Below are 18,965 nucleotides of genomic sequence, written 5' to 3' on the forward strand. Positions count from 1 at the left end.
GCCGCACCGCACCGCACTGCCGCACCGCACCGCACTGCCGCACCGCACCGCACTGCCGCACCGCACCGCACTGCCGCACCGCACCGCTGCACCGCCCCGCCTCGCCGCACGCAGCACCGCCCGCCGCACCGCCGCACGCAGCACCGCCCCACACCCCGCACCCCCGACACGGCACGCGATCACCCCCCGAAGGAGTGCCGATGACCCGCCCATCCCCCCGGAGACGACTGCCCGCGCTCGCCGCCACCCTCCTGCTCGCCGTCGCCACCTACCTGGTCGCCGCCGCGCCGCCGGCCGCCGCCGCCGAGGTGCTGCTCTCCCAGGGCAAGCCGGCCACCGCGTCGTCCACCGAGAACGCCGCCTTCCCCGCGACCGCCGCCGTCGACGGCAACGCCGGCACCCGGTGGTCGAGCGCCTTCAGCGATCCACAGTGGATCCAGGTCGACCTCGGCGTCGCCGCGACGCTCACCCGCGTGGTCCTCACCTGGGAGACGGCCTACGCCCGGGCGTTCACCGTGCAGACGTCGACGAACGCGAGCACCTGGGCCACCGCCTACAGCACCACGACCGGCACCGGCGGAACGCAGAATCTCACGGTGACCGGCACCGCGCGGTACGTGCGGGTGAACACGACGCAGCGGGCCACCCAGTGGGGCGTCTCGCTGTGGGAGTTCCAGGTCTACGGTGACACCGGCACCAGCAACCCGCCGACCAACGGCCAGCTCTCGTACGCCAAGCCGGGTACGGCGTCGACGAGCCAGAACGACGGCGCCTGCTGGGAATGCACGCCGGACAAGGCGTTCGACAACGACCCCGCCACCCGCTGGGCGACCAGCGCGACCACCGGCTGGGTCGACCCGGGATGGATCTCCGTCGATCTCGGCGCGACCGCGAACATCACCCAGGTGGTGCTGCAGTGGGATCCGGCGTACGCGACGGCGTACCAGATCCAGGTGTCGGCGAACGCCAGCACGTGGACCACGATCTACTCGACCACCACCGGCCGCGGCTTCAAGGAGACCATCAACGCCTCGGGCACCGGCCGCTACGTACGCATGTACGGCACGGCCCGGTCGGGGCCGTACGGTTACTCGCTCTACGAGTTCCGGATCTACGGGACGGGCGGAGCACCCGTCGCCCCACCGGCGATGCCGCCGGATCCCGTGTTCCCGGCCACGAACCTGGTGTGGAGCGACGAGTTCAACGGCGCCGCCGGCAGCAAGCCCGATGGTACGAAGTGGACGATCGACCCGGGCACCGGCCAGAACAACGAACTGCAGTACTACACGAACAACAACAACGCGAACATGGACGGCGCCGGCTCGCTCGTGATCGAGGCACGCCGCGAAGCGGCGGGTGGACGCGAGTACACGTCGCACCGGATGAACACCGGCACGAAGTTCACCGTCCAGTATGGACGGATCGAGGCGCGGATCCGCGTGCCGAAGGGCAATGGCCTCTGGCCGGCCTTCTGGATGATGGGCGCCGACTTCCTCACCGGACGCCCGTGGCCGTACAACGGCGAGATCGACATCATGGAGGTCCTCGGCCGCAACACGTTGGAGGGCTACTCGACGCTGCACGCCCCGCAGTACAACGGCGGCGGCGGGTACGGCCAGAGGTACGCCGCACCGGGCGGCGCCGACTTCTCGGGCGGGTTCCACGTGTGGTCGGCCGAGTGGGACAGCCGCGGCATCCGGTTCCGGGTCGACGGCGTCGAGGTGTTCTACGCCAGCAAGGAGACCGTCGAGTCGACCCGCGGTCCGTGGGTGTTCGACCACCCGTTCTACCTCATCCTGAACCTCGCCGTCGGCGGCGACTTCCCCGGACCGGTCGACGGCACCACGCCGTTCCCCGCCCGGATGCTCGTCGACTACGTGAGGGTCTACAAATAGGGCTTCCCCGCTCCGGGTGGTGCCGCCGACGCCACCCGGAGCGGGGATACTGGCTCGATGTACAGGTTCTTCGGAGTCGCCGCCGACTCGACCGTCGACGCGCGCACGCTCGTCGCCACCGCGAAGAGGGCGGAGGCGGCCGGCTTCGCCGGTCTCGTCCTGCCCGACCATCTCATCGAACAGCACGCGCCGATCCCGGTGCTGGCGACGATCGCCGCCGTCACCGAGCGGCTGCGGGTGATGCCGTTCGTGCTCAACAGCGGCCTGCGCCACCCGGCCGTGCTGGCACAGGACCTCGCCACGATCGACGTGCTCTCCGGCGGTCGCCTGGAGATCGGCATCGGCGCCGGGTGGAACAAGGCGGAGCACGACGCGATCGGGCTGCCGTTCGACCCGCCCGCCGTCCGGACGCGGCGGCTGGAGGAGACGGTCTCCGTCCTGAAGGGCTGCTTCGCCGACCTGCCGTTCTCGTACCGCGGCGAGTTCTTCACGCTCGACGGGCACAACGGCTTCCCGAAGCCCGTGCAGATGCCGCATCCGCCGCTGTTCATCGGTGGCGGCGGGCGCCGCACGCTCACGCTCGCCGCCCGCGAGGCCGACATCGTCGGGCTGGCGCCGCGCATCCGGCCCGCCACCCACGGCATGCCGCCACCCGACGCACACAGCTTCACCATCGCGTCGGCCGAGGAGAAGGTGGCCTGGGTCCGCGAGGCGGCCGGCGACCGGTTCGCGTCGCTGGAACTGAACGTCTACCCCAGCGGCGGTCCGCTGGTGATCACCGACAACGCGAAGCCGCTCGCCCAGGAGCGCGCCGACCGGCTCCGCCAGGCGACCGGCGTCGAGCTGAGCGCCATCGACATCCTGGAGTCGCCGCACGTGTGGATCGGCTCGGTCGACGGGTTGGTCGCCAAGGTGCACGAGCTACGCGAGCGGCTGGGCGTCACGTCGTTCATGCTCGGTGACGTCGATGACGCGCTGCCGCTCGTGGAACGCCTCGTCTGATCCGCCCGTCAGGCCGTGCCCCAACGCGGTGACGCGGTGCACCACGGCTCCCCCGGTCCGGACGCTCGCCACCAGACCGGCCGTCCGCAACGCGGTCAGGTGCTCCGACGCCGACGACAGGCTGACATCGACGTCGCGGGCGAGCGTCGACGTGGTATGGCGTCCCGGTCGGGCCGCGGCACGCAGGACGGCCGCTCTCGTGCGTCCCATAAGATTTGCCACCGGATCGCCCGCGGCCCAGACCGGCGCCGCGGCCTGGACCACGACGAGCGTCGCCCGCCCCGGCTCGATCTGCACGCGCGGCCGCGGCCCGGCGAACGGTGACGGGCACAGCAGCAGGCCGTGGCCGCCGGCGCGCACCTCGGCATGATGTCGATGTGTGTCGATCTCCAGCACCGGCGACCGCCACCGGACCGCCGGGTGCAGGCCGGCGAGCACACCGTCCACTCCGGACAGTGCGTACCGGTGGCCGAGTTCGGCGACGTCGCGGTGGTGCGCCCTTCGCAGGGTCGGCCAGTCCGGCGCGAGCACCTCGTGGAAGAGGTGCCGCAGCGACGCCACGAGCGCGTCGAGCAGTTCCGGATCCGCGCTCGCGAACCGGCGGCGCGACGCGGTGGGGCGCAGGTGGGTGCACGTCGCGCCGACCTCCGACCGGATCCGGCGGGCGGGCGTGGCCCGGACCGTCGCGAGACCGTCCTCGATCGAGTCGAGGCTGCCCCGCGGGGTGAGAAAATCGGGCAGGACGCCGTGCGCCGGCAGCAGGTGCAGCAGCGGACCGAGGCCGGGTGCCGCCCGCCGGAACCGCGCCGCCAGCGCCGGTGCGGCGGCCGCCACCGCGGGCTCCCGCAACGCCTGGCTGGCGAGCACGGCCGTGCCGACCGGATGGGGACCGGACACGATCCGCACCCGCGCCAGGTCGGCGGATGTCAGCTTCACGCGGAGCATCCCCGATGGTCGCACGCTTTTCGGCCTCCGCCGAAGGGGTTGACCGGTGCCGGCTTCTTCGCCGATCGTGCTCGCACGGTCGACGGGCCGAAGGGGGAACTGTGCGGATCGGTCTTGTCGTGCTGTGTGTGGCGGTCGCCGCGCTGGCGGGTTGCGGATCCTCCCCGCCAGCACCGTCGGTGCCGCCCTCTTCCGCGCCGCCGTCGGTGTCGGCCGCACCGCAGTCACCCGCGCCCGGGACGCACACCCAGGCGCTGTACGTCAACGGCGTCCGACGGACGTTCATGCTCCACGCGCCCGAGGGCTACGTGCCCGGCACGCCGGTGCCGCTGGTGATCGGCCTGCACTGCCGCCCGTGCAACGCGTCCTTCTTCCGGGGGCTGAGCGGCCTCGACGCGACGGCCGACAAGCACGGCTTCCTGGTCGCCTACCCCGACGGCGTGAGCGGCACGTTCAACGGAATGACCTGCTGCGGCGACGCCGACGACGTCACGTTCCTCCGTGAACTGGCCCGCCACCTCGTGGCGACGTGGGGCGTCGACGCCCGGCGGGTATTCCTGACCGGAATATCGAACGGCGGCGACATGAGTTTCCGGGCCGCCGTCGAGAGCCAGGGCGTGTTCGCCGCGATCGCCGCGATCAGCGGCGGCTACATCGGCACCCGCGCCGACGACGCCGGGTTCGTCCCACGCGATCCGATCTCGGTGCTGACGATCATCGGAACCATCGACCCGAGCTTCGGCTCGTACAACGTCGGGATCACCGCCTGGCAGGACCGCCTGAAGTGCCCACCCTCGTCCGCCCCGGCATTGAGCCTGGCGGACACCCGCACCGTGGCGACCTGCGCCGACGGCAGCACGGTCGACGTGCACCGGGTCACCGGCATGGGCCACGTCTGGCCCGGCGCGTCGGGCGGACCACTGTCCTGGCCCGACGCGCCGTTCACGGCCGGCGAGGTGATCTGGGCGTTCTTCGCCGCCCATCCCCGGATCGGCTGACCCGCCGGTCAGCCCTGTCGGCGTTGTCGGCCCGGTCAGCCCTGGGAGTCGCCGGTGGCGTCCGTCGGCCCGGCGGGCGTGGCCGGCGTGTCAGCGGCCGTGGCCGGCGTCGCCGGAGTTGCCGGCGGAGTCACGGCGGCGGCCGGCTTGGCCGGCGTATCCGCGGCGGACGTCGCGGCCGGCGGAGCCACGGTGGCGGCCGGCGTGGCGGGAGTGGCCGTGCCGGGCGTGGCGGGTGCGGGGACGGCGGGGGTCGCCGGCGTGTCCACAGTGGGCGTCGCCGGCGTGTCCACGGACGGCAGGACCACGGCCGGAGCCGCCGGAGCCGCTGCGGACGCCGTCGCGGCCGGCGGCGCCGCCGGCTTGTCCACGGCCGGAGCCGCTGCCGGAGCCGCTGCCGGGGCCGCCGGCTCTGCCGCGGGCAGGGCCGGCGCGGCCGGTGCCGTGGCCAGTGCCGCCGGTGCGGGCTCCGTGACCTGCGCCGCCGGGGGCTGGATCCACTCCGCCACCCGGGCGAAGTTGACGCCCCAGCCGACGCCGAACGCCGGTGCGACGATGACGCGGGGGTTGTCGGGGTCCCACGCCGACCGGCGCAGCTTGTCGACGCTCGGGCGGCGGAAGTCGTACGGGACGCCACCCACTTCGCCGTGCCATTCGCGCTGCTCGGACGGCTTGTCGAGTTCCTTGGCGACGGCGGCGCCCACCAGCGCGCCCGCTGCCGCGACGATCAGTCTGCCCACGATTGCGACCATCACCCCAGGCTACGACCTATAGGAAACAACCGTCGGACCATGGCGCTCGGGCGGTTCACAGGGTAGAAACATCGCATCCACCGTCACCTCTGATCCGTCTCCCCTCGACCGTCCGAGAGAGCGCTCTCCGAGATCAATCCGGAATGCGACCGCCACCGGAGAAAGGACATATCGCATGACCCCCACCGTCGAGGATCCTCCCGGCCGACGCCGCGGGCGGACCCTCGTGATCGCGCTGGCGACCGTCACGGCGATCGCCGTCACCGCGCCCGCCGCCTCGGCCCACCCGGACCGGCCCGGCGCGCCCACCTTCGGGTCCAATGTCACGATTTTCGATCCGAGCATGCCCCTCACCCAGATCCAGGCGACGCTCGACGCCGCCCACGCCGCCTCCGTCGACGACGAGATGGGCACCGCGCGCCGGGCGTTCCTGTTCAAGCCCGGCACCTACGGCACCACCGAGCACCCGCTGCAGTTCAAGGTCGGCTACTACACCGAGGTCGCCGGTCTCGGCGGCTCGCCCACCGACGTGGTCATCAACGGCAAGGTCGAGGTCTACAACCGCTGCCTCACCGAGGGTGGCACCGCGAACTGCCTGGCGCTGGTGAACTTCTGGCGCACCATCTCCAACCTGTCGATCAACATCAATCAGACGGGCACCGACGGCTGCCGCGCGTCGGCGAACTTCTGGGCGGTCTCGCAGGCCGTGTCGATGCGGCGGCTGAACATCACCGGCGGCGGACTGTCCCTCATGGACTACTGCACCGCCGGCCCGCAGTACGCCAGCGGCGGGTTCATCGCCGACTCGCGGCTGCCCGCCACCACCAACGGCTCGCAGCAGCAGTGGCTGACCCGCAACAGCGAGGTCGCCGGCTGGTCGAACGGCGTGTGGAACCAGGTGTTCGCCGGCGTGGTCGGCGCACCGGACGACGCGGCGTTCCCGAACCCGCCGTACACCACGCTCGACACCACGCCGGTCAGCCGCGAAAAGCCCTACCTGTACGTGGATTCCCGCGGCAAATACCAGGTTCGCGTTCCGGACGCCCGTCGCAACACCCGCGGTGTGTCGTGGGCCAACGGAATGACGCCGGGACGCTCGATCGCGCTCGACGACTTCTACGTCGCCCGACCGGGCGACTCCGTGCAGAGCATCAACAACGCGCTCGCCCGCGGCAAGAACCTGCTGCTGACCCCGGGCGTGTACGACATCGCCCGCAGCATCGAAGTGAAGCGGTCGAACACCGTGGTGCTCGGCATCGGGCATGCCACGCTCACCGCCGTGAACGGCGCGACGCCGCTCAGTGTGGCCGACGTTCCCGGCGTCGTCGTGGCCGGCGTGACGATCGACGCGGGCCTGCGCGAGTCCAAGGTTCTTCTCCAGGTGGGCAGCCGGCACGGCCGCGGCCACAGCGACCCGCGCAACCCGACCACACTGTCCGATGTGTACTTCCGCGTCGGCGGGCCGCACGTCGGCAAGGCCGACACCGCGCTGGAGGTCAACAGCGACAACGTCCTCATCGACCACACCTGGGTGTGGCGCGGCGACCACGGCGTCGAGGGCTTCACCGACACCCAGCGCTGGAACATCAACACCGGCCGGTACGGCGCGGTCATCAACGGCGACCACGTGACGGCCACCGGCCTGTTCGTCGAGCACTTCCAGCGGTATAACACGGTGTGGAACGGCGACGACGGCACGACGATCCTTTACCAGAACGAACTGCCGTACGACCCGCCCACGCAGGCCGACTGGATGAACGGCGACGTCGAGGGCTACGCCGGCTACAAGGTCGGCAACCGCGTACGCACCCACACCCTGTGGGGCGCCGGGGTCTACGTGTTCAACCAGAACAACCCGTCGATCCACACGGAGAACGGGTTCGAGGTGCCGAACCGTCCGGGTGTGCAACTGCACCACATCATGACGGTCAACCTCAGCGCCGGCACCATCGACCACGTCGTCAACGGCGTGGGCGACGCGGCCGACACGACGAAGATCGGTGTCCCGGTGTACATCGTGGAGTATCCGACTCCGTAACAGGCCGGACGGCGGGGTGCACGCCGGGCAGGAGCACCCCGCCGTCCTCTGCTCTCAGCAGATTCCTTTGGTGCGCAAGGCTTCCCGGTTCCATCGTGGTCGTATGACGACACAGACCATGGCCGGGCTCACCGGGTCGATCGACGACCAGGTGGCCGCCCGGCTCCTGCATCAACGCATCATCGTGCTGGGTTCCGAGGTCGACGACCCGATCGCCAACCGGCTGTGCGGCCAGTTGCTGCTGCTGGCGGCGGAGGACCCACGCAGCGACATCAGCCTGTACATCAACTCGCCGGGCGGCTCGGTGAGCGCGGGGCTGGCCATCTACGACACGATGCGCCTGATCCCCAACGACGTCAGCACGCTGGCGATGGGCCTCGCCGGCAGCATGGGCCAGTTCCTGCTGTCGGCCGGCACCCGCGGCAAGCGGTTCAGCCTCCCGCACGCGCAGATCCTCATGCACCAGGGCTCGGCCGGCTTCGGCGGCACCGCGGCCGACGTCGAGATCTACGCGGGCCAACTCGAACGCATCGGCATCACGCTGACCCGGCTCATCGCCGAGCACACCGGCCAGTCCGTGGAGACCGTCGAGCAGGACAGCCGGCGCGACCGCTGGTTCAACGCGGCGGAGGCCAAGGAGTACGGCTTCATCGACCACATCCTGGAACGGGTCGACGACGTGCGCCCGACCATCTCCCGTCGTCCGGTCGGGGTCGGAGTCGGCGCATGAGCGCCGGAGCGAAGCGGAGGCGTTCATGCGCCGCTCCTGTGCGGGATTTCGGAGGCAGAGCATGAGCAACTACCTGATTCCGACGGTCGTCGAGAAGACGCCCTCCGGCGAGCGCGCGTTCGACATCTACTCGCGGCTGCTGTCCGAGCGCATCATCTTCCTCGGCACCCCCATCGACGATGGCGTGGCCAACGTGGTGATCGCGCAGCTGATCTACCTGGACTCCGTGAACGAGCAGGAGATCGGCCTCTACATCAACTCCCCGGGCGGCTCGTTCAGCGCGCTGACCGCCATCTACGACACGATGACCTTCATCCGGTCACCGATCGCCACGTTCTGCGTGGGGCAGGCCGCCTCCGCGGCCGCCGCCCTGCTCGCGGCCGGCACGCCGGGCCGGCGGTCGGTGCTGCGACACGCCAAGGTGACGCTGCACCAGCCCACCAGCCAGGCCCGGGGCACCCTGCCCGACCTGGCCGTGGAGGCGAAGGAGGTGGCCCGGGTGCGCGCCGAGATGGACGAGATCCTGAGTGTCCACACCGGACACTCGACGTCGAAGGTCCGCGCGGACACCGATCGCAGCATGACCCTGTCGGCCCAGGAAGCGGTCGACTACGGCCTGGCCGACCGCGTGATCAGCAGCCGCAAGGTGGCCCTCGCCCGCGCCGGTTGATCGTTGACGGTGCGACGTTTCCGCTGTTCGCGAAACAGCAGGACGTCGCACCGCTGTCGGTCATGCCGCCAGGAGAACCACGTCACCGGAACGACGCACGGGGCGGCCGGGGCCCGGTACCGGCCCGACCGCGGGACGACGCCACGCCGGAGCCGGCTCGCGACGGCTCGGCTCGCCGCGGCCCTGCTCACCGCGGCTCAGCTCACGGCGGCTCAGCTCGCCGCGCCCCGCCGCGGGTTCCGCCGCGAGGTCCTGCCACACCTCCGCGAGCAGGTCGGACAGGTCGATCCCCAGCGCCGCGCAGACCGCGGCAAGCACCTCGGAGCTCGCCTCCTTGCGCCCCCGCTCGACCTCCGACAGGTACGGCATCGACACCCGGGCCGCCCGGGCCACGTCGGCCAGGGTGCGCCGCTGCCGCTGCCGGTGGCGGCGCAGCACGCCGCCGACGAGCGAGCGCAACAGCGGCCGGGGCCGCCGCCGCGGGTCGAGGAACACCAGGTCCGCCATCGCCAAACCATAACGGCGCCCCCGCGCGGCAGGCCCCCGTTTCACCGCGGGCGTAATCCTCGCGACCCGGGACAACCACGCGCGGCGGTCAGGCCTCGGGGAGGCGCAGCCGGAACGTCGCGCCCTCGCCCGGGGCGGTCCGCACGTCCACCCGACCGCCGTGCGCCGTCACCAGTGACCGGACGATCGTCAGGCCCAGCCCCGCGCCGCTGCCCGCCGCCCGGCTGCGCGACGTGTCGGCCCGGAAGAAGCGGTCGAACACCCGGGCCGCCGCCTCCGCGTCCATCCCCGGCCCGGAGTCGGCCAGTTCGAGGATCGCCTCGCCGGCCACCGTTCCCACCCCGATCCGCACCGGCGTGCCGGGAGGCGTGTGGGCGATCACGTTGCCGACGAGGTTCGTCGCCACCTGCCGGAGCCGCGCCTCGTCACCGAGAACGGGTGCCCGCCCGGGTGGACCGGCGCCGCCCGAACCCGTCACCGTGACCGGTCGCGACGGGTCGAGCGCCCGCAGGTCGCCCCGCATGTCCGCCGCGATCGTGCGCAGGTCCATCGGGGTGAGGGCGAGCACGTCGGGTTGCTCGTCGACCGTGGCCAGCAGCAGCAGGTCCTCGGCCAGCGAGGCCAACCGGGTGGCCTCGCGTTCGATGTGGTTCATCGTGCGGTCGACGTCGTCGCGGGACGGGAGGCCGCCCATCCGGTACAGCTCGGTGAAGCCCTTGATGCCGAACAGCGGCGTCCGCAGCTCGTGGCTGACGTCGCTGAGCAGCGCCCGCATCCGCGCCTCCGACCGTTCGCGCGCGGCGAACGCGCGCTCGATCTGCGCCAGCATCCCGTTCAGGGACGACGCCAACCGGCCCACCTCGGTTCGGGGTGGGGCGACCTCGGGCACGCGGTGGGTCAGGTCACCGCCGGCGATCGCGGCGGCCGTCTCCTCCATGCGGCGCAACGGTTTCAGCCCGGCGCGCATCGCGAACCACCCCAGCAGCGCGAGCACCACGAGCACCGCGAGGAACGTCAGCGTGCTGACCGTCCACATGCGACGGACCGTCGAGTCGACGGCCGAGAGCCGGGCCGCGACGGCGACCGCGGTGCCGTCGTCGGGGCGTTCGCCGACGATGACCCGCCAACCGGGGACGTCGAACGGCTCGCCCTGCCGCGACAGGACACCGGCGGGCAGGCGCGGAACCGACGACGCGCCCGGCGTCCGGGCGGAGCGTACGACCGAGCCGTCGGTCGCGAGTTCCGCCACGTACACGTCGCTGATCATGTCGAGCGAGGTGCGGAACTCCGCCGGAAGCTGGTCGGCCACCTGGATCGGCACGCGCGTCAGGACGGCGCCCAGCAACCGGAGCTGGCTGTCGACCCGGTCGACGAGATGCCGCCGCAGCATCGTCACCGCGACGGTGTCGGTGACCGCCACGCCGATCGTCAGCAGCACCATGCACGCCAGCAGAAGCCGGGCGCGCAAAGACAACCGGCTCATGGCCGCACCCGGTCCAGGACGTACCCCACGCCGTGCACCGTGCGGATCAGCCGCGGGTCGAGCTTGCGGCGGAGGTAGCTGATGTACGTGTCGACGATGCTGTGGTCGCCGCCGAAATCGTAGTTCCACACGCGGTCCAGGATCTCGGCCTTGCCCACGACGGTGCCCGGACTACGGATCAGGAAGAGCAGCAACCGGAACTCCGTCGGCGACAGCCGCACCGGCCGCCCGGCGAGGTGAACCAGGCGACCCGCCGGATCCACCGACAGGTCGCCGACCACGATCGTGTCGACCGCGGATCCCCCGGTGCGGCGCAGGATCGCGCGGATGCGGGCGATCAGCTCCTCGAGGTCGAACGGCTTGGTGACGTAGTCGTCGCCGCCGAGCGTCAACCCCTGCACCTTGTCGGCGGGCGCGTCGCGGGCGGTGAGGAACAGCACCGGAACCCGCGCCCCGCCGTCGCGCAGCCGCCGCACGACGTCGAAGCCGTCCATGTCGGGCAGCATCACGTCGAGCAGCACGAGATCGGGCGGTTCGCGGCGCGCCGCGTCGACGGCCGCCCGGCCGGTGGCCGCCGACGTCACCGTGAACCCGGCGAACCGCAGCGTCGCCGACAGCAGTTCCCGCACGGTCGGCTCGTCATCGACGACGAGGAGGGACTCCATGCGTCCTCACTCTAGGCGGAACCGGAACGAGACCGGCGAGCGTTCCCACCGCCGCGCCGACGAGGACCGCCACGAACACGTTGCCCCGCAGGGCGATTCCGGCCGCGGGAAGCTGGATCACGAACACGGTCGCGGTCGCCGTGGCAGTCGCGGCCGTCGCGGCCGTCACCGCCGCGGATCCGGCGGCCAGCGCCACACCAAGCCGCGCGGCCCCGGGCCAGCCACGCTCCGGCGTGAGGATTCTCATCAATATGACGCCCGTCGCGAACATCACGATGAACGCCGATCGCCACCGCACCGTCCCCCCGCCCAGCGGATCGTCGATCCGGTCGCGCAGCGCGTAGGCGATCGGCCCGTCGACGTCGAGCGACCACGGAACGCCGAGCGACCACGGCAGCAACCCGAGCACGTCCGCCCCGGCGAGCAGCGCCGCACCGGCCACCCGCGTGCCGCCGTGGACCGCGCCGAGCACGAGCCCCACCACGGTTCCCAGCAACGCCACCCCACCGAACACGACGGCCACCGCCGCGATCGGACGACGCCAGACCGCCGGCAGCAGGAAGCCGCCGAGCGCGAGCCCCGCGAGCAGCGCGGCACCGGACACGGCCGACCCGACCCCGGCCCGGAACGCCACGCCGATGCCGTCGGAGGCAACCCGTTCCACGTCGACCGGCCCACCCCGCCCGAGCCACGCCAGAATCCAGATCCCCACGACAAACGCGAGGAACGCCGCTATCAGGCCGGGCAGCGTCCGTCGCCGCCACACGAACAGCAGCACCAGCACGGCGACGCCCGTGAGCGTCACGCCCAGCGGCATCACGTCCACGGTGCCGTCCAGCGTGACCGGCAACCCACCGCGCACCGGCAACCGTTCGCTGCCGGGGACAGCGGTACCGCTCACCGTCAGGTCGACCGGTGCGCCGACCGCGAGCGCCACCACCGCCGCACCCGCGCGGACCCGCGCACCGGTGCCGGCGCCGGGCACCAACATCGCGACGCCCAGCACCGCGACAACCGCCATGGCACCGGCCGCCGCCGCGCCGATCGCCACACCCTCCACAGTGGACCGGAACGGGCCGCGCATCACGCGTCCCGGAACCGGAGCGACACGTAGCCGAGCAGCAGCACGCCCGCCACGGCGACGTACATCCACGTGATGCCGGCCCACGGCGACAGCGCCTCCGGATCCCGCATGACGCGCATGATCTGCTGGCCCGCGCTCGTCGGCCACCACCGTGCGAACCAGGCCGGCAGGAGGCCGCCGATGAGCGGGATCAGCAGCGTGCTCGCCACCACGACGGTGAACGCCCCCGCGGTCGACCGCACGATCATCCCGACGCCCACACCGAGCAGGGCCACGGCGGTCAGCCACCAGCCGGCGCCGAGCACGGCCCGGAGCACGTGCGGATCGTCCAATGTGGACGATGGGGCGTCCAGGCCGGACAGGGTCGGCTGCCCGGACAGGTAGGCCGCGAACACCGCGACGTTGGCCACGCCGAACGCGGCCGCGCCGAGCACGATCGCCTTCGCACCCAGCAGCCGGCCCCGGTACGGCACCGCCGCGAGCGTCGGCCGGATCGTGCCGGTGGCGTACTCCGACGTCACGCTGAGCACGCCGAGCGCGCCGATCGCCAACTGGGCGAACACGAACGAGCCGATGAGGCTGACGTACGTGGGGTCGAAGGCGGCCCGGTCGGCCGCGGACAGCGTCCCGTACTCGCGCGCCTGCCCGGAGCTGATGAGCACGCCGAAGACGACCGCGCACACGACGGTGAGGGCGACCGTCAGCAGCACCGACCGCAGGCTGCGCACCTTCGTCCACTCGGACCGGACGATGCCGTTCATCGCGCACCCCCGGCGGCCGCGTACTCGACGCTGGCGGCGGTGAGGTCCATGAAGACCTGCTCCAGCGAGTCCCGCCGCGGTGTCAGTTCCGACAGGGCGATCCCGTGCGCGGCGGCCACCCTGCCGATCGCCGCACCGTCCAAAGAGGACACCACGAGCCCGTCGTCGGGCCGGGCGACGACGTGTCCGCCGGCGCCGGTCAGCAACGCGCCCAGGCGCGCCGGTTCGTCGGTGCGCACGAGCAACTCGTGCCGGGAGTTGCGGCGGAGCACGTCGTCGAGGGGCGCGTCGGCGATCAGCCGTCCCCTGCCGATCACCACGAGATGGTCGGCGGTCAGCGCCATCTCGCTCATCAGGTGGCTCGACACCAGCACCGTCCGGCCCTCGGCGGCGTAGCCGCGCATCAGGTCCCGGATCCACCGGATCCCCTCCGGATCCAGCCCGTTGACGGGTTCGTCGAACATCAACACCGGTGGATCACCGAGCAGCGCCGCGGCGACGCCCAGCCGCTGGCTCATGCCCAGCGAGTACGCCCGGGTCCGCCGGCGCGCCGCGGACGACAGGCCCACCGCGTCGAGCACCTCGTCGACGCGCGCGCGGGCGATGCGGTTGCTCTGCGCCAGCGCGAGCAGGTGGTGGTACCCGGTGCGGCCCGGGTGCAGCGCCCGCGCGTCGAGCAGCGCGCCGACGGTGCGCAGCGGCGCGGGCAGGTCGGCGTACCGGCGGCCGCCGACGGTCACCGTTCCCGACGTGGGAAGGTCGAGCCCGAGCACCATCCGCATCGTGGTGGTCTTGCCGGCCCCGTTCGGGCCGAGGAACCCGGTGACCCGTCCCGGCTCGACGGTGAAGGTCAGATCGTCGACAGCGACGGTCGATCCGTACCGCTTGGTGAGGCCACGCGCCTCGATCCGCACATCCATGCCGGTGACGCTCGCAGCCCCACCTGGCCGGTTCCGCAGAACTCCTGTGCGTTTCCTGCACACAAACCGGACGAACGCCGGTGAAACATGAACACGGCGCGCCCCCGTTCAGAGGACGCGCCGTGTTGTGTGTAGCTCAGCCGACAGCTGGTGCCGTGCGGCGACGCCGCTGCGCACCGCGCCGCTCGCCGGCGCCGCTACCCACCCCCCGCCGCAGCATGTGGGCGAGCAAGCCGGCGCGCTCGTCGGCGTGCCGGCGGGTACGCGCATCCATGTTTTCCATGCGCCACAACAGGTTCGCCTCGGGCAACCCGGTCATCACACATCCGTCCCTCCAGAAGTTTTCCGGTACGGGACGACGGTATGTGCTTGAGTGCACTCGAACTCAAGGGCTTTTACGCTCAGGTGTGACGAGGCCTACTGTCCGGTCGGCGCTACGTGGCCTCCGGCCAGAGGCGGTGGATCGCGTCCTGCGCCCGCGCCGAGTCCTTGCCACCCAGCCGCGCCGAGTGCAGGTATGCCGCGTACGCGTCGGAGAGCAGGTGCTTGTGCTCGTGGATCCGGCCCAGGTGGTAGTAGGCCGAGGACTGCGTGTCGGCGTCGCCGCTCCGGGTGGCGTCGCGGAACGCCCGCACCGCCGCCGTGATGTGGTGCTGCTGCTCGTGCAGCAGCCCGAGGTGGTAGCACGCGTCGGCCGCGGTCTTCGGATCGGGAGACTGTGCGGCGTGCTCGAAGGCCCGGATCGCCGCCGACGTCTTGTGCTGCTGCTCGCAGGACTCGCCCTCGCGCATCCATTCGAGGGCCCGCGCTGTACTGGTCATGACATGACCTCCATCACCCGACGGAGATTTCCTCCACTATAAATCGCCCGGCGCGGGCCGGGGAACAGATCGCCGCGGCCTCGGCGCGGAGCGCGGCCAGGTCGTGGGTGACGAGGTGGCCGTCGCGCTTGACGATCTCGCCGTCCACCAGCACCGTGCGGACGTTCGACGGGGTCAGGCAGGACACCACGGCACCGGCCAGGTCGCGCCCGCCCCCGGTCAGGTGGGAGAGCCCGTCGAGCAGGAGGAGGTCGGCCCGCTTGCCCACCTCGATCGAGCCGATCCGGTCGGCCAGGCCGACCGCCCGCGCCGCGTCGACCGTCGCCGCGGCGAGGATGCTCCCGGCCGGCGGTCGGTCGGCGGAACCGGTGGACAGGCGTTGCGTGCGCAGGGTGTCGCGCATCGGCTCGAACAGGTCGGGCGCGGTGGTGATGACCACGTCGACGCCGAGCGCCGGCCGCACGCCGGCCGCCACGAGCCGCCCGTACGGGTTGGCGCCGTGGCCCATCACGGCCTCGACGGTCGGCGTCACCACCACCGGGGTGCCGGTGGCGGCGAGCAGTTCCGCGTCCTCGGCGGTGACCCGGTTCAGGTGCACCAGCTGGACGTCCGGGCCGAGCAGGCCGGCGTCGTGCATCCGCCGGACGATCGGGCCGCCGGCGTGCATCGAGACCACGAGGCCGAGGTCCCGGCCGAACCGTAACTGGGCCAGGAACTCGTCCCAGTCCCCGTACTCACCGCCGAGCACGGCGAGCGCGCCGGTCACCCGGCCGCCGGTCACCCTGGCGGCGCCGGTCACCGCCAGGCGCCGCGCGTCCTCGCTCGGGGACGCCGCGTGCGCGACCACCGCGCGGCCACCGGCGGCGCCGAACCCGTCGACGACGGCGTCGGTGTGTTCCGGGGTCAGCGTGGCGTTGCTCCAGTCGAAGATCGTGGTGACGCCCGCGTCGAGCGCCTCGACCGCGCCGAGCAGCGTGGCCAGGCGCGCGTCGGCGGGCGTGTACGAGTGAAGCGCCGTGCCGAGGATCTCCGGGAAGTACCGGGACATCGGCATGTCCGCACCGAGCCCGCGCAGCGGTGCCTGCCAGACGTGCCGGTGCGCGTCGACGAAACCCGGCGTGACGACGTGGCCCGCCGCCTCGACGACCGCGCACCCGGCGGGCGTCGCGATGCCGCTGCCGACCGCCGCGATCACCCCGTCGCGCACGAGGATGTCGCCGCGCGGGAGCTCGGGCCGGTCGCCGCCCGGCACGATGTGGCCACCCCTGATGATCAGTTCCATGCCAACCCCTCAGCTGAAAGCTTTTCAGAAAGCTATCTCGAAAGCTTTCCCGGCGCAAGGATCGGGTGGACGTACGATCACCACGTGCGGAAGGACGTCGTCGACACGATCTCGGCGGTGTGGGCCCAGGAGCTGGCACCGGTCAGCGGCATGCCGTTCGAGCTGTCGAAGCGCGCGGCGCGGTTGTCGGCGATGTTCTCCGAGCGCGTCAACGCCGAACTGGCCAAGCTCGGCCTCACCAAGGCGGAGTACGAGATCCTGGCCGTGCTGCGGGCGGCCGGCGCGCCGTACCGGCTGCGCCCGTCCGACATCGGCGGGCGGCTCCTGCTCTCCTCCGGCGGCACCAGCAACCTGCTGCGCCGCCTCGGCGACGCGGGCCTCGTCGAGCGGGAGGCCGACGCGTCGGATGCCCGCAGTTCCTGGGTGCGGCTGTCCGTCGACGGGGTCGCGGTCGCCGAGAAGGCCGTGCTCGCGGCCGGCGCGGCGCAGTCGGCGCTGCTCCACGCGGTCCCCCCGAAGCTGGCCGAAGCCGCGAGCGCCGCGTTGCGCGATCTGCTGATCGCGCTGGGAGACGGCGCCTAGGCCGGGCGGCCGGCGATCAGCTGCGCCGGGGTCAGGGTGGAAACATTCTGGACGAAGGACGCGTACACCTCGATGTCCGGGTGCCCGCGGCGCAGGCGGTAGAAGTCCTGGACGATCTGGGCCTGCTGCTCGCGGTTGAAGCCGTCGAACCCGCACTCCGCGGCCCGCAACCCCGCCGCCCCGCCGTAGTGGTAGCCGGCGCCGCGGAACTGCGCGTGCAACGCCTGCGGCATGTAGATGGCGCCGGCGTGCTCGTACTGCCACACGTGCGTCAGCTCGTGGATCAGCACGTCGCGGCGGTGCTCCCGCCAGCAGTTGATCGTGTGGAAGCTGGTGTAGTCGCGCTTGGTGCGGGCCGGTCCGAGCAGGGCCCGCATGTCGAGCCGCACCAGCCGCAGGTTCACCGAACTGCCGAACACCGTGCTGGCGTCGCGGATCTCCTCCTCGGTGAGCCGCCGCGTGTTGACCTTCACCAGGTCGACGATCGTCTCGTAGATCTCACCGATCGCGAGGATCTCCAGGACGTCGACCAGCCGGTAGCCCAGCCAGCGCCCGACCGCGCGCCACGTGGCCGCGCGCCCGAGCGACCGCCACCACTCCGCCGACCAGGGCCGGACGCTCCGCAGCCCGACCCACAGCCCGACGAGGAGCCGCGCCACCCGCGTCGGCAGCCCGGCGACCCAGCGCCCGGCCCGGGCGAAGATCCCCTCGACCTTGTCCCAGACCAGTTCGCCGAGCCACCGGGCAGCGTTCACACCGTCAGTCTCCCTTGACGTTCACGATCTGCCGTAGCGTGTGTCGGATCTCGACCAGCTCGGCCGCGTCCTCCATCACGACGTCGATCGGCTTGTACGCCTGCGGGATCTCGTCGATGAACGCGTCGGTGTCGCGGTACTCGATGCCCTTCATCGCCGTGCGCAGCTGCTCGCGGGTGAACGTCTTTCGCGCCTTCGACCGCGAGTAGTTGCGCCCCGCGCCGTGCGGCGACGAGTCGAGCGCGAGCTTGTTCCCCTTGCCCACCACGACGTACGACGCGTCGCCCATCGAACCCGGGATCAGCCCCGGCGTCCCCTTGGACGCGTCGATGGCGCCCTTGCGGCTCAGCCACACGTCCTTGCCGAAGTGCTTCTCCTGCGTCGTGTAGTTGTGGTGGCACTGCACCCGCTCGAGCTCCTCGACGTCGCCACCGATCCACTCGCCGAAGCACGCGATCACGCGGTCCATCATCTCGTCGCGGTTGAGCAGCGCGAACTCCTGCGCCCAGCGCAGTTCCCGGATGTAGGTCCAGAACTCGTCGGTACCCTCGACGAGGTACGCGAGGTCGGGATCGGGCAGGCTGATCCACCACCGCTTCATCGCGGCCTGCGCCACCTTGATGTGGTGGGTGGCGATCTTGTTGCCGACGCCCCGCGAACCCGAGTGCAGGAACAGCCAGACGGCGCCCTTCTCGTCGGCGGTCACCTCGATGAAGTGGTTGCCGGAACCGAGCGTGCCCAACTGCAGCGCCCAGTTCCCGGCATACTTCACCGGGTCGAAGCCGGCCTTCTCCGCCGCCTTCGTCAGCGTCTCGACGCGCCGGGTCGCCGTCTCGGTCATCGTGGTGTTGTAGACGCCGGCCGACAGCGGGATGGCGCGCTCGATCGCCTCGCGCAGCGCGGGCAGGTTCGCCTTCAGATCCTCGCGGTGGTACCGGGTGCGCACGGCCGCCATGCCGCACCCGATGTCGACGCCCACGGCCGCCGGGATGATCGCGCCCACCGTGGGGATCACCGAACCGACCGTCGCACCCTTGCCCAGGTGGGCGTCGGGCATCAACGCCATGTGCGGGAA

General features: G+C 71.9%; 20 protein-coding genes. 7 read left to right on the forward strand and 13 right to left on the reverse strand.

Translation table 11 applies throughout. The features are described from left to right. Nucleotides 1–200: 200 nt before the first annotated feature. Nucleotides 201–1,895: a discoidin domain-containing protein gene (locus Vau01_RS14720; protein ID WP_203992295.1), complete on the forward strand. Its 1,695-nt coding sequence runs from the start codon at nt 201–203 to the stop codon at nt 1,893–1,895. A 57-nt stretch (nt 1,896–1,952) separates the two neighbouring features. Continuing rightward, a complete protein-coding gene (locus tag Vau01_RS14725; protein WP_203992297.1) occupies nt 1,953–2,897 on the forward strand; it encodes a TIGR03621 family F420-dependent LLM class oxidoreductase in 945 nt (314 codons plus the stop codon). Here the strand turns inward: Vau01_RS14725 and Vau01_RS14730 are convergent. Beyond that, complete coding sequence (locus tag Vau01_RS14730; RefSeq protein WP_203992299.1) at nt 2,817–3,833, reverse strand: winged helix-turn-helix domain-containing protein; 1,017 nt, start codon at nt 3,831–3,833, stop codon at nt 2,817–2,819. The genes Vau01_RS14725 and Vau01_RS14730 overlap by 81 nt on opposite strands. A 110-nt stretch (nt 3,834–3,943) precedes the next feature. Here Vau01_RS14730 and Vau01_RS14735 point away from each other — a divergent pair, with 110 nt between their 5' ends. Continuing rightward, nucleotides 3,944–4,840, forward strand: a complete 897-nt coding sequence (locus Vau01_RS14735; RefSeq protein WP_239151585.1) for a CE1 family esterase — start codon at nt 3,944–3,946, stop codon at nt 4,838–4,840. 35 nt (nt 4,841–4,875) lie between these two features. Here the strand turns inward: Vau01_RS14735 and Vau01_RS14740 are convergent, their stop codons facing one another. Next, nucleotides 4,876–5,580 (reverse strand): DUF5808 domain-containing protein, encoded by a 705-nt coding sequence (locus Vau01_RS14740; protein WP_203992301.1) that lies wholly within the window; start codon nt 5,578–5,580, stop codon nt 4,876–4,878. A 187-nt stretch (nt 5,581–5,767) separates the two neighbouring features. On the opposite strand from Vau01_RS14740, the gene Vau01_RS14745 reads away from it, so the two are divergent. The 3 genes from Vau01_RS14745 (at nt 5,768) to Vau01_RS14755 (ending at nt 9,030) form a co-directional block, all read left to right on the forward strand. Continuing rightward, nucleotides 5,768–7,630: a pectate lyase-like domain-containing protein gene (locus Vau01_RS14745; RefSeq protein WP_203992303.1), complete on the forward strand. Its 1,863-nt coding sequence runs from the start codon at nt 5,768–5,770 to the stop codon at nt 7,628–7,630. A 103-nt stretch (nt 7,631–7,733) separates the two neighbouring features. Next, nucleotides 7,734–8,360 carry a ClpP family protease gene (locus Vau01_RS14750; protein WP_203992306.1) on the forward strand — a complete coding sequence of 209 codons (627 nt, stop codon included), beginning with the start codon at nt 7,734–7,736 and terminating at the stop codon, nt 8,358–8,360. A gap of 61 nt (nt 8,361–8,421) precedes the next feature. Beyond that, nucleotides 8,422–9,030: an ATP-dependent Clp protease proteolytic subunit gene (locus Vau01_RS14755; protein ID WP_203992309.1), complete on the forward strand. Its 609-nt coding sequence runs from the start codon at nt 8,422–8,424 to the stop codon at nt 9,028–9,030. Between the two features lie 60 nt (nt 9,031–9,090). Here Vau01_RS14755 and Vau01_RS65235 read toward each other — a convergent pair whose 3' ends face one another. The 9 genes from Vau01_RS65235 to Vau01_RS14800 form a co-directional block, all read right to left on the reverse strand. Further along, entirely contained in the window at nt 9,091–9,537 is a 447-nt protein-coding gene (locus Vau01_RS65235) for a helix-turn-helix domain-containing protein (protein ID WP_373320242.1), read from the reverse strand. An 88-nt stretch (nt 9,538–9,625) separates the two neighbouring features. Next, a complete protein-coding gene (locus Vau01_RS14765) occupies nt 9,626–11,020 on the reverse strand; it encodes a sensor histidine kinase (RefSeq protein WP_203992314.1) in 1,395 nt (464 codons plus the stop codon). Then, on the reverse strand, nt 11,017–11,685 hold the full coding sequence (locus tag Vau01_RS14770) for a response regulator transcription factor (protein WP_203992316.1): 669 nt from the start codon (nt 11,683–11,685) through the stop codon (nt 11,017–11,019). The genes Vau01_RS14765 and Vau01_RS14770 overlap by 4 nt, the downstream gene beginning before the upstream one ends. Then, on the reverse strand, nt 11,660–12,769 hold the full coding sequence (locus Vau01_RS14775) for a hypothetical protein (RefSeq protein WP_203992318.1): 1,110 nt from the start codon (nt 12,767–12,769) through the stop codon (nt 11,660–11,662). The genes Vau01_RS14770 and Vau01_RS14775 overlap by 26 nt, the downstream gene beginning before the upstream one ends. Then, nucleotides 12,769–13,530, reverse strand: coding sequence for an ABC-2 transporter permease (locus Vau01_RS14780; protein ID WP_203992320.1), 762 nt, complete (start codon nt 13,528–13,530; stop codon nt 12,769–12,771). Before Vau01_RS14780 ends, Vau01_RS14775 begins: the two co-directional genes overlap by 1 nt. After that, complete coding sequence (locus tag Vau01_RS14785) at nt 13,527–14,450, reverse strand: ABC transporter ATP-binding protein (protein ID WP_203992322.1); 924 nt, start codon at nt 14,448–14,450, stop codon at nt 13,527–13,529. The genes Vau01_RS14780 and Vau01_RS14785 overlap by 4 nt, the downstream gene beginning before the upstream one ends. A 136-nt stretch (nt 14,451–14,586) precedes the next feature. Further along, on the reverse strand, nt 14,587–14,769 hold the full coding sequence (locus tag Vau01_RS14790; RefSeq protein WP_203992323.1) for a hypothetical protein: 183 nt from the start codon (nt 14,767–14,769) through the stop codon (nt 14,587–14,589). Nucleotides 14,770–14,884: 115 nt separating this feature from the next. Beyond that, nucleotides 14,885–15,271: a tetratricopeptide repeat protein gene (locus tag Vau01_RS14795; protein ID WP_203992326.1), complete on the reverse strand. Its 387-nt coding sequence runs from the start codon at nt 15,269–15,271 to the stop codon at nt 14,885–14,887. Nucleotides 15,272–15,284: 13 nt separating this feature from the next. After that, nucleotides 15,285–16,553: an amidohydrolase family protein gene (locus Vau01_RS14800; RefSeq protein ID WP_203992334.1), complete on the reverse strand. Its 1,269-nt coding sequence runs from the start codon at nt 16,551–16,553 to the stop codon at nt 15,285–15,287. 84 nt (nt 16,554–16,637) lie between these two features. On the opposite strand from Vau01_RS14800, the gene Vau01_RS14805 reads away from it, so the two are divergent. Next, the gene (locus Vau01_RS14805; protein ID WP_239151586.1) at nt 16,638–17,135 is read left to right on the forward strand and encodes a MarR family winged helix-turn-helix transcriptional regulator; all 498 of its coding nucleotides are present in this window, start codon (nt 16,638–16,640) and stop codon (nt 17,133–17,135) included. On the opposite strand, the gene Vau01_RS14810 is transcribed toward Vau01_RS14805, so the two are convergent. Together Vau01_RS14810 and Vau01_RS14815 are read right to left on the reverse strand one after the other, a co-directional pair. Beyond that, nucleotides 17,132–17,890 carry a hypothetical protein gene (locus tag Vau01_RS14810; protein WP_203992335.1) on the reverse strand — a complete coding sequence of 253 codons (759 nt, stop codon included), beginning with the start codon at nt 17,888–17,890 and terminating at the stop codon, nt 17,132–17,134. The two genes, Vau01_RS14805 and Vau01_RS14810, sit on opposite strands and share 4 nt — an antisense overlap. 4 nt (nt 17,891–17,894) lie before the next feature. After that, a partial coding sequence (locus Vau01_RS14815; protein ID WP_203992336.1) for an RtcB family protein occupies nt 17,895–18,965 on the reverse strand: 1,071 nt, incomplete at its 5' end.

Source organism: Virgisporangium aurantiacum (genome assembly GCF_016863635.1).
GTDB lineage: Bacteria > Actinomycetota > Actinomycetes > Mycobacteriales > Micromonosporaceae > Virgisporangium > Virgisporangium aurantiacum.

What these genes read in the sequence shown, in the direction of transcription:
- Vau01_RS14765 (WP_203992314.1), bottom strand. Translation starts at nt 11,020, where the DNA reads ATGAGCCGGTTGTCTTTGCGCGCCCGGCTTCTGCTGGCGTGCATGGTG.
- Vau01_RS14790 (WP_203992323.1), bottom strand. Translation starts at nt 14,769, where the DNA reads ATGACCGGGTTGCCCGAGGCGAACCTGTTGTGGCGCATGGAAAACATG.
- Vau01_RS14755 (WP_203992309.1), top strand. Translation starts at nt 8,422, where the DNA reads ATGAGCAACTACCTGATTCCGACGGTCGTCGAGAAGACGCCCTCCGGC.
- Vau01_RS14785 (WP_203992322.1), bottom strand. Translation starts at nt 14,450, where the DNA reads ATGGATGTGCGGATCGAGGCGCGTGGCCTCACCAAGCGGTACGGATCG.
- Vau01_RS14800 (WP_203992334.1), bottom strand. Translation starts at nt 16,553, where the DNA reads ATGGAACTGATCATCAGGGGTGGCCACATCGTGCCGGGCGGCGACCGG.
- Vau01_RS14775 (WP_203992318.1), bottom strand. Translation starts at nt 12,769, where the DNA reads ATGCGCGGCCCGTTCCGGTCCACTGTGGAGGGTGTGGCGATCGGCGCG.
- Vau01_RS14750 (WP_203992306.1), top strand. Translation starts at nt 7,734, where the DNA reads ATGACGACACAGACCATGGCCGGGCTCACCGGGTCGATCGACGACCAG.
- Vau01_RS14795 (WP_203992326.1), bottom strand. Translation starts at nt 15,271, where the DNA reads ATGACCAGTACAGCGCGGGCCCTCGAATGGATGCGCGAGGGCGAGTCC.
- Vau01_RS14770 (WP_203992316.1), bottom strand. Translation starts at nt 11,685, where the DNA reads ATGGAGTCCCTCCTCGTCGTCGATGACGAGCCGACCGTGCGGGAACTG.
- Vau01_RS14745 (WP_203992303.1), top strand. Translation starts at nt 5,768, where the DNA reads ATGACCCCCACCGTCGAGGATCCTCCCGGCCGACGCCGCGGGCGGACC.
- Vau01_RS14720 (WP_203992295.1), top strand. Translation starts at nt 201, where the DNA reads ATGACCCGCCCATCCCCCCGGAGACGACTGCCCGCGCTCGCCGCCACC.
- Vau01_RS65235 (WP_373320242.1), bottom strand. Translation starts at nt 9,537, where the DNA reads ATGGCGGACCTGGTGTTCCTCGACCCGCGGCGGCGGCCCCGGCCGCTG.
- Vau01_RS14725 (WP_203992297.1), top strand. Translation starts at nt 1,953, where the DNA reads ATGTACAGGTTCTTCGGAGTCGCCGCCGACTCGACCGTCGACGCGCGC.
- Vau01_RS14780 (WP_203992320.1), bottom strand. Translation starts at nt 13,530, where the DNA reads ATGAACGGCATCGTCCGGTCCGAGTGGACGAAGGTGCGCAGCCTGCGG.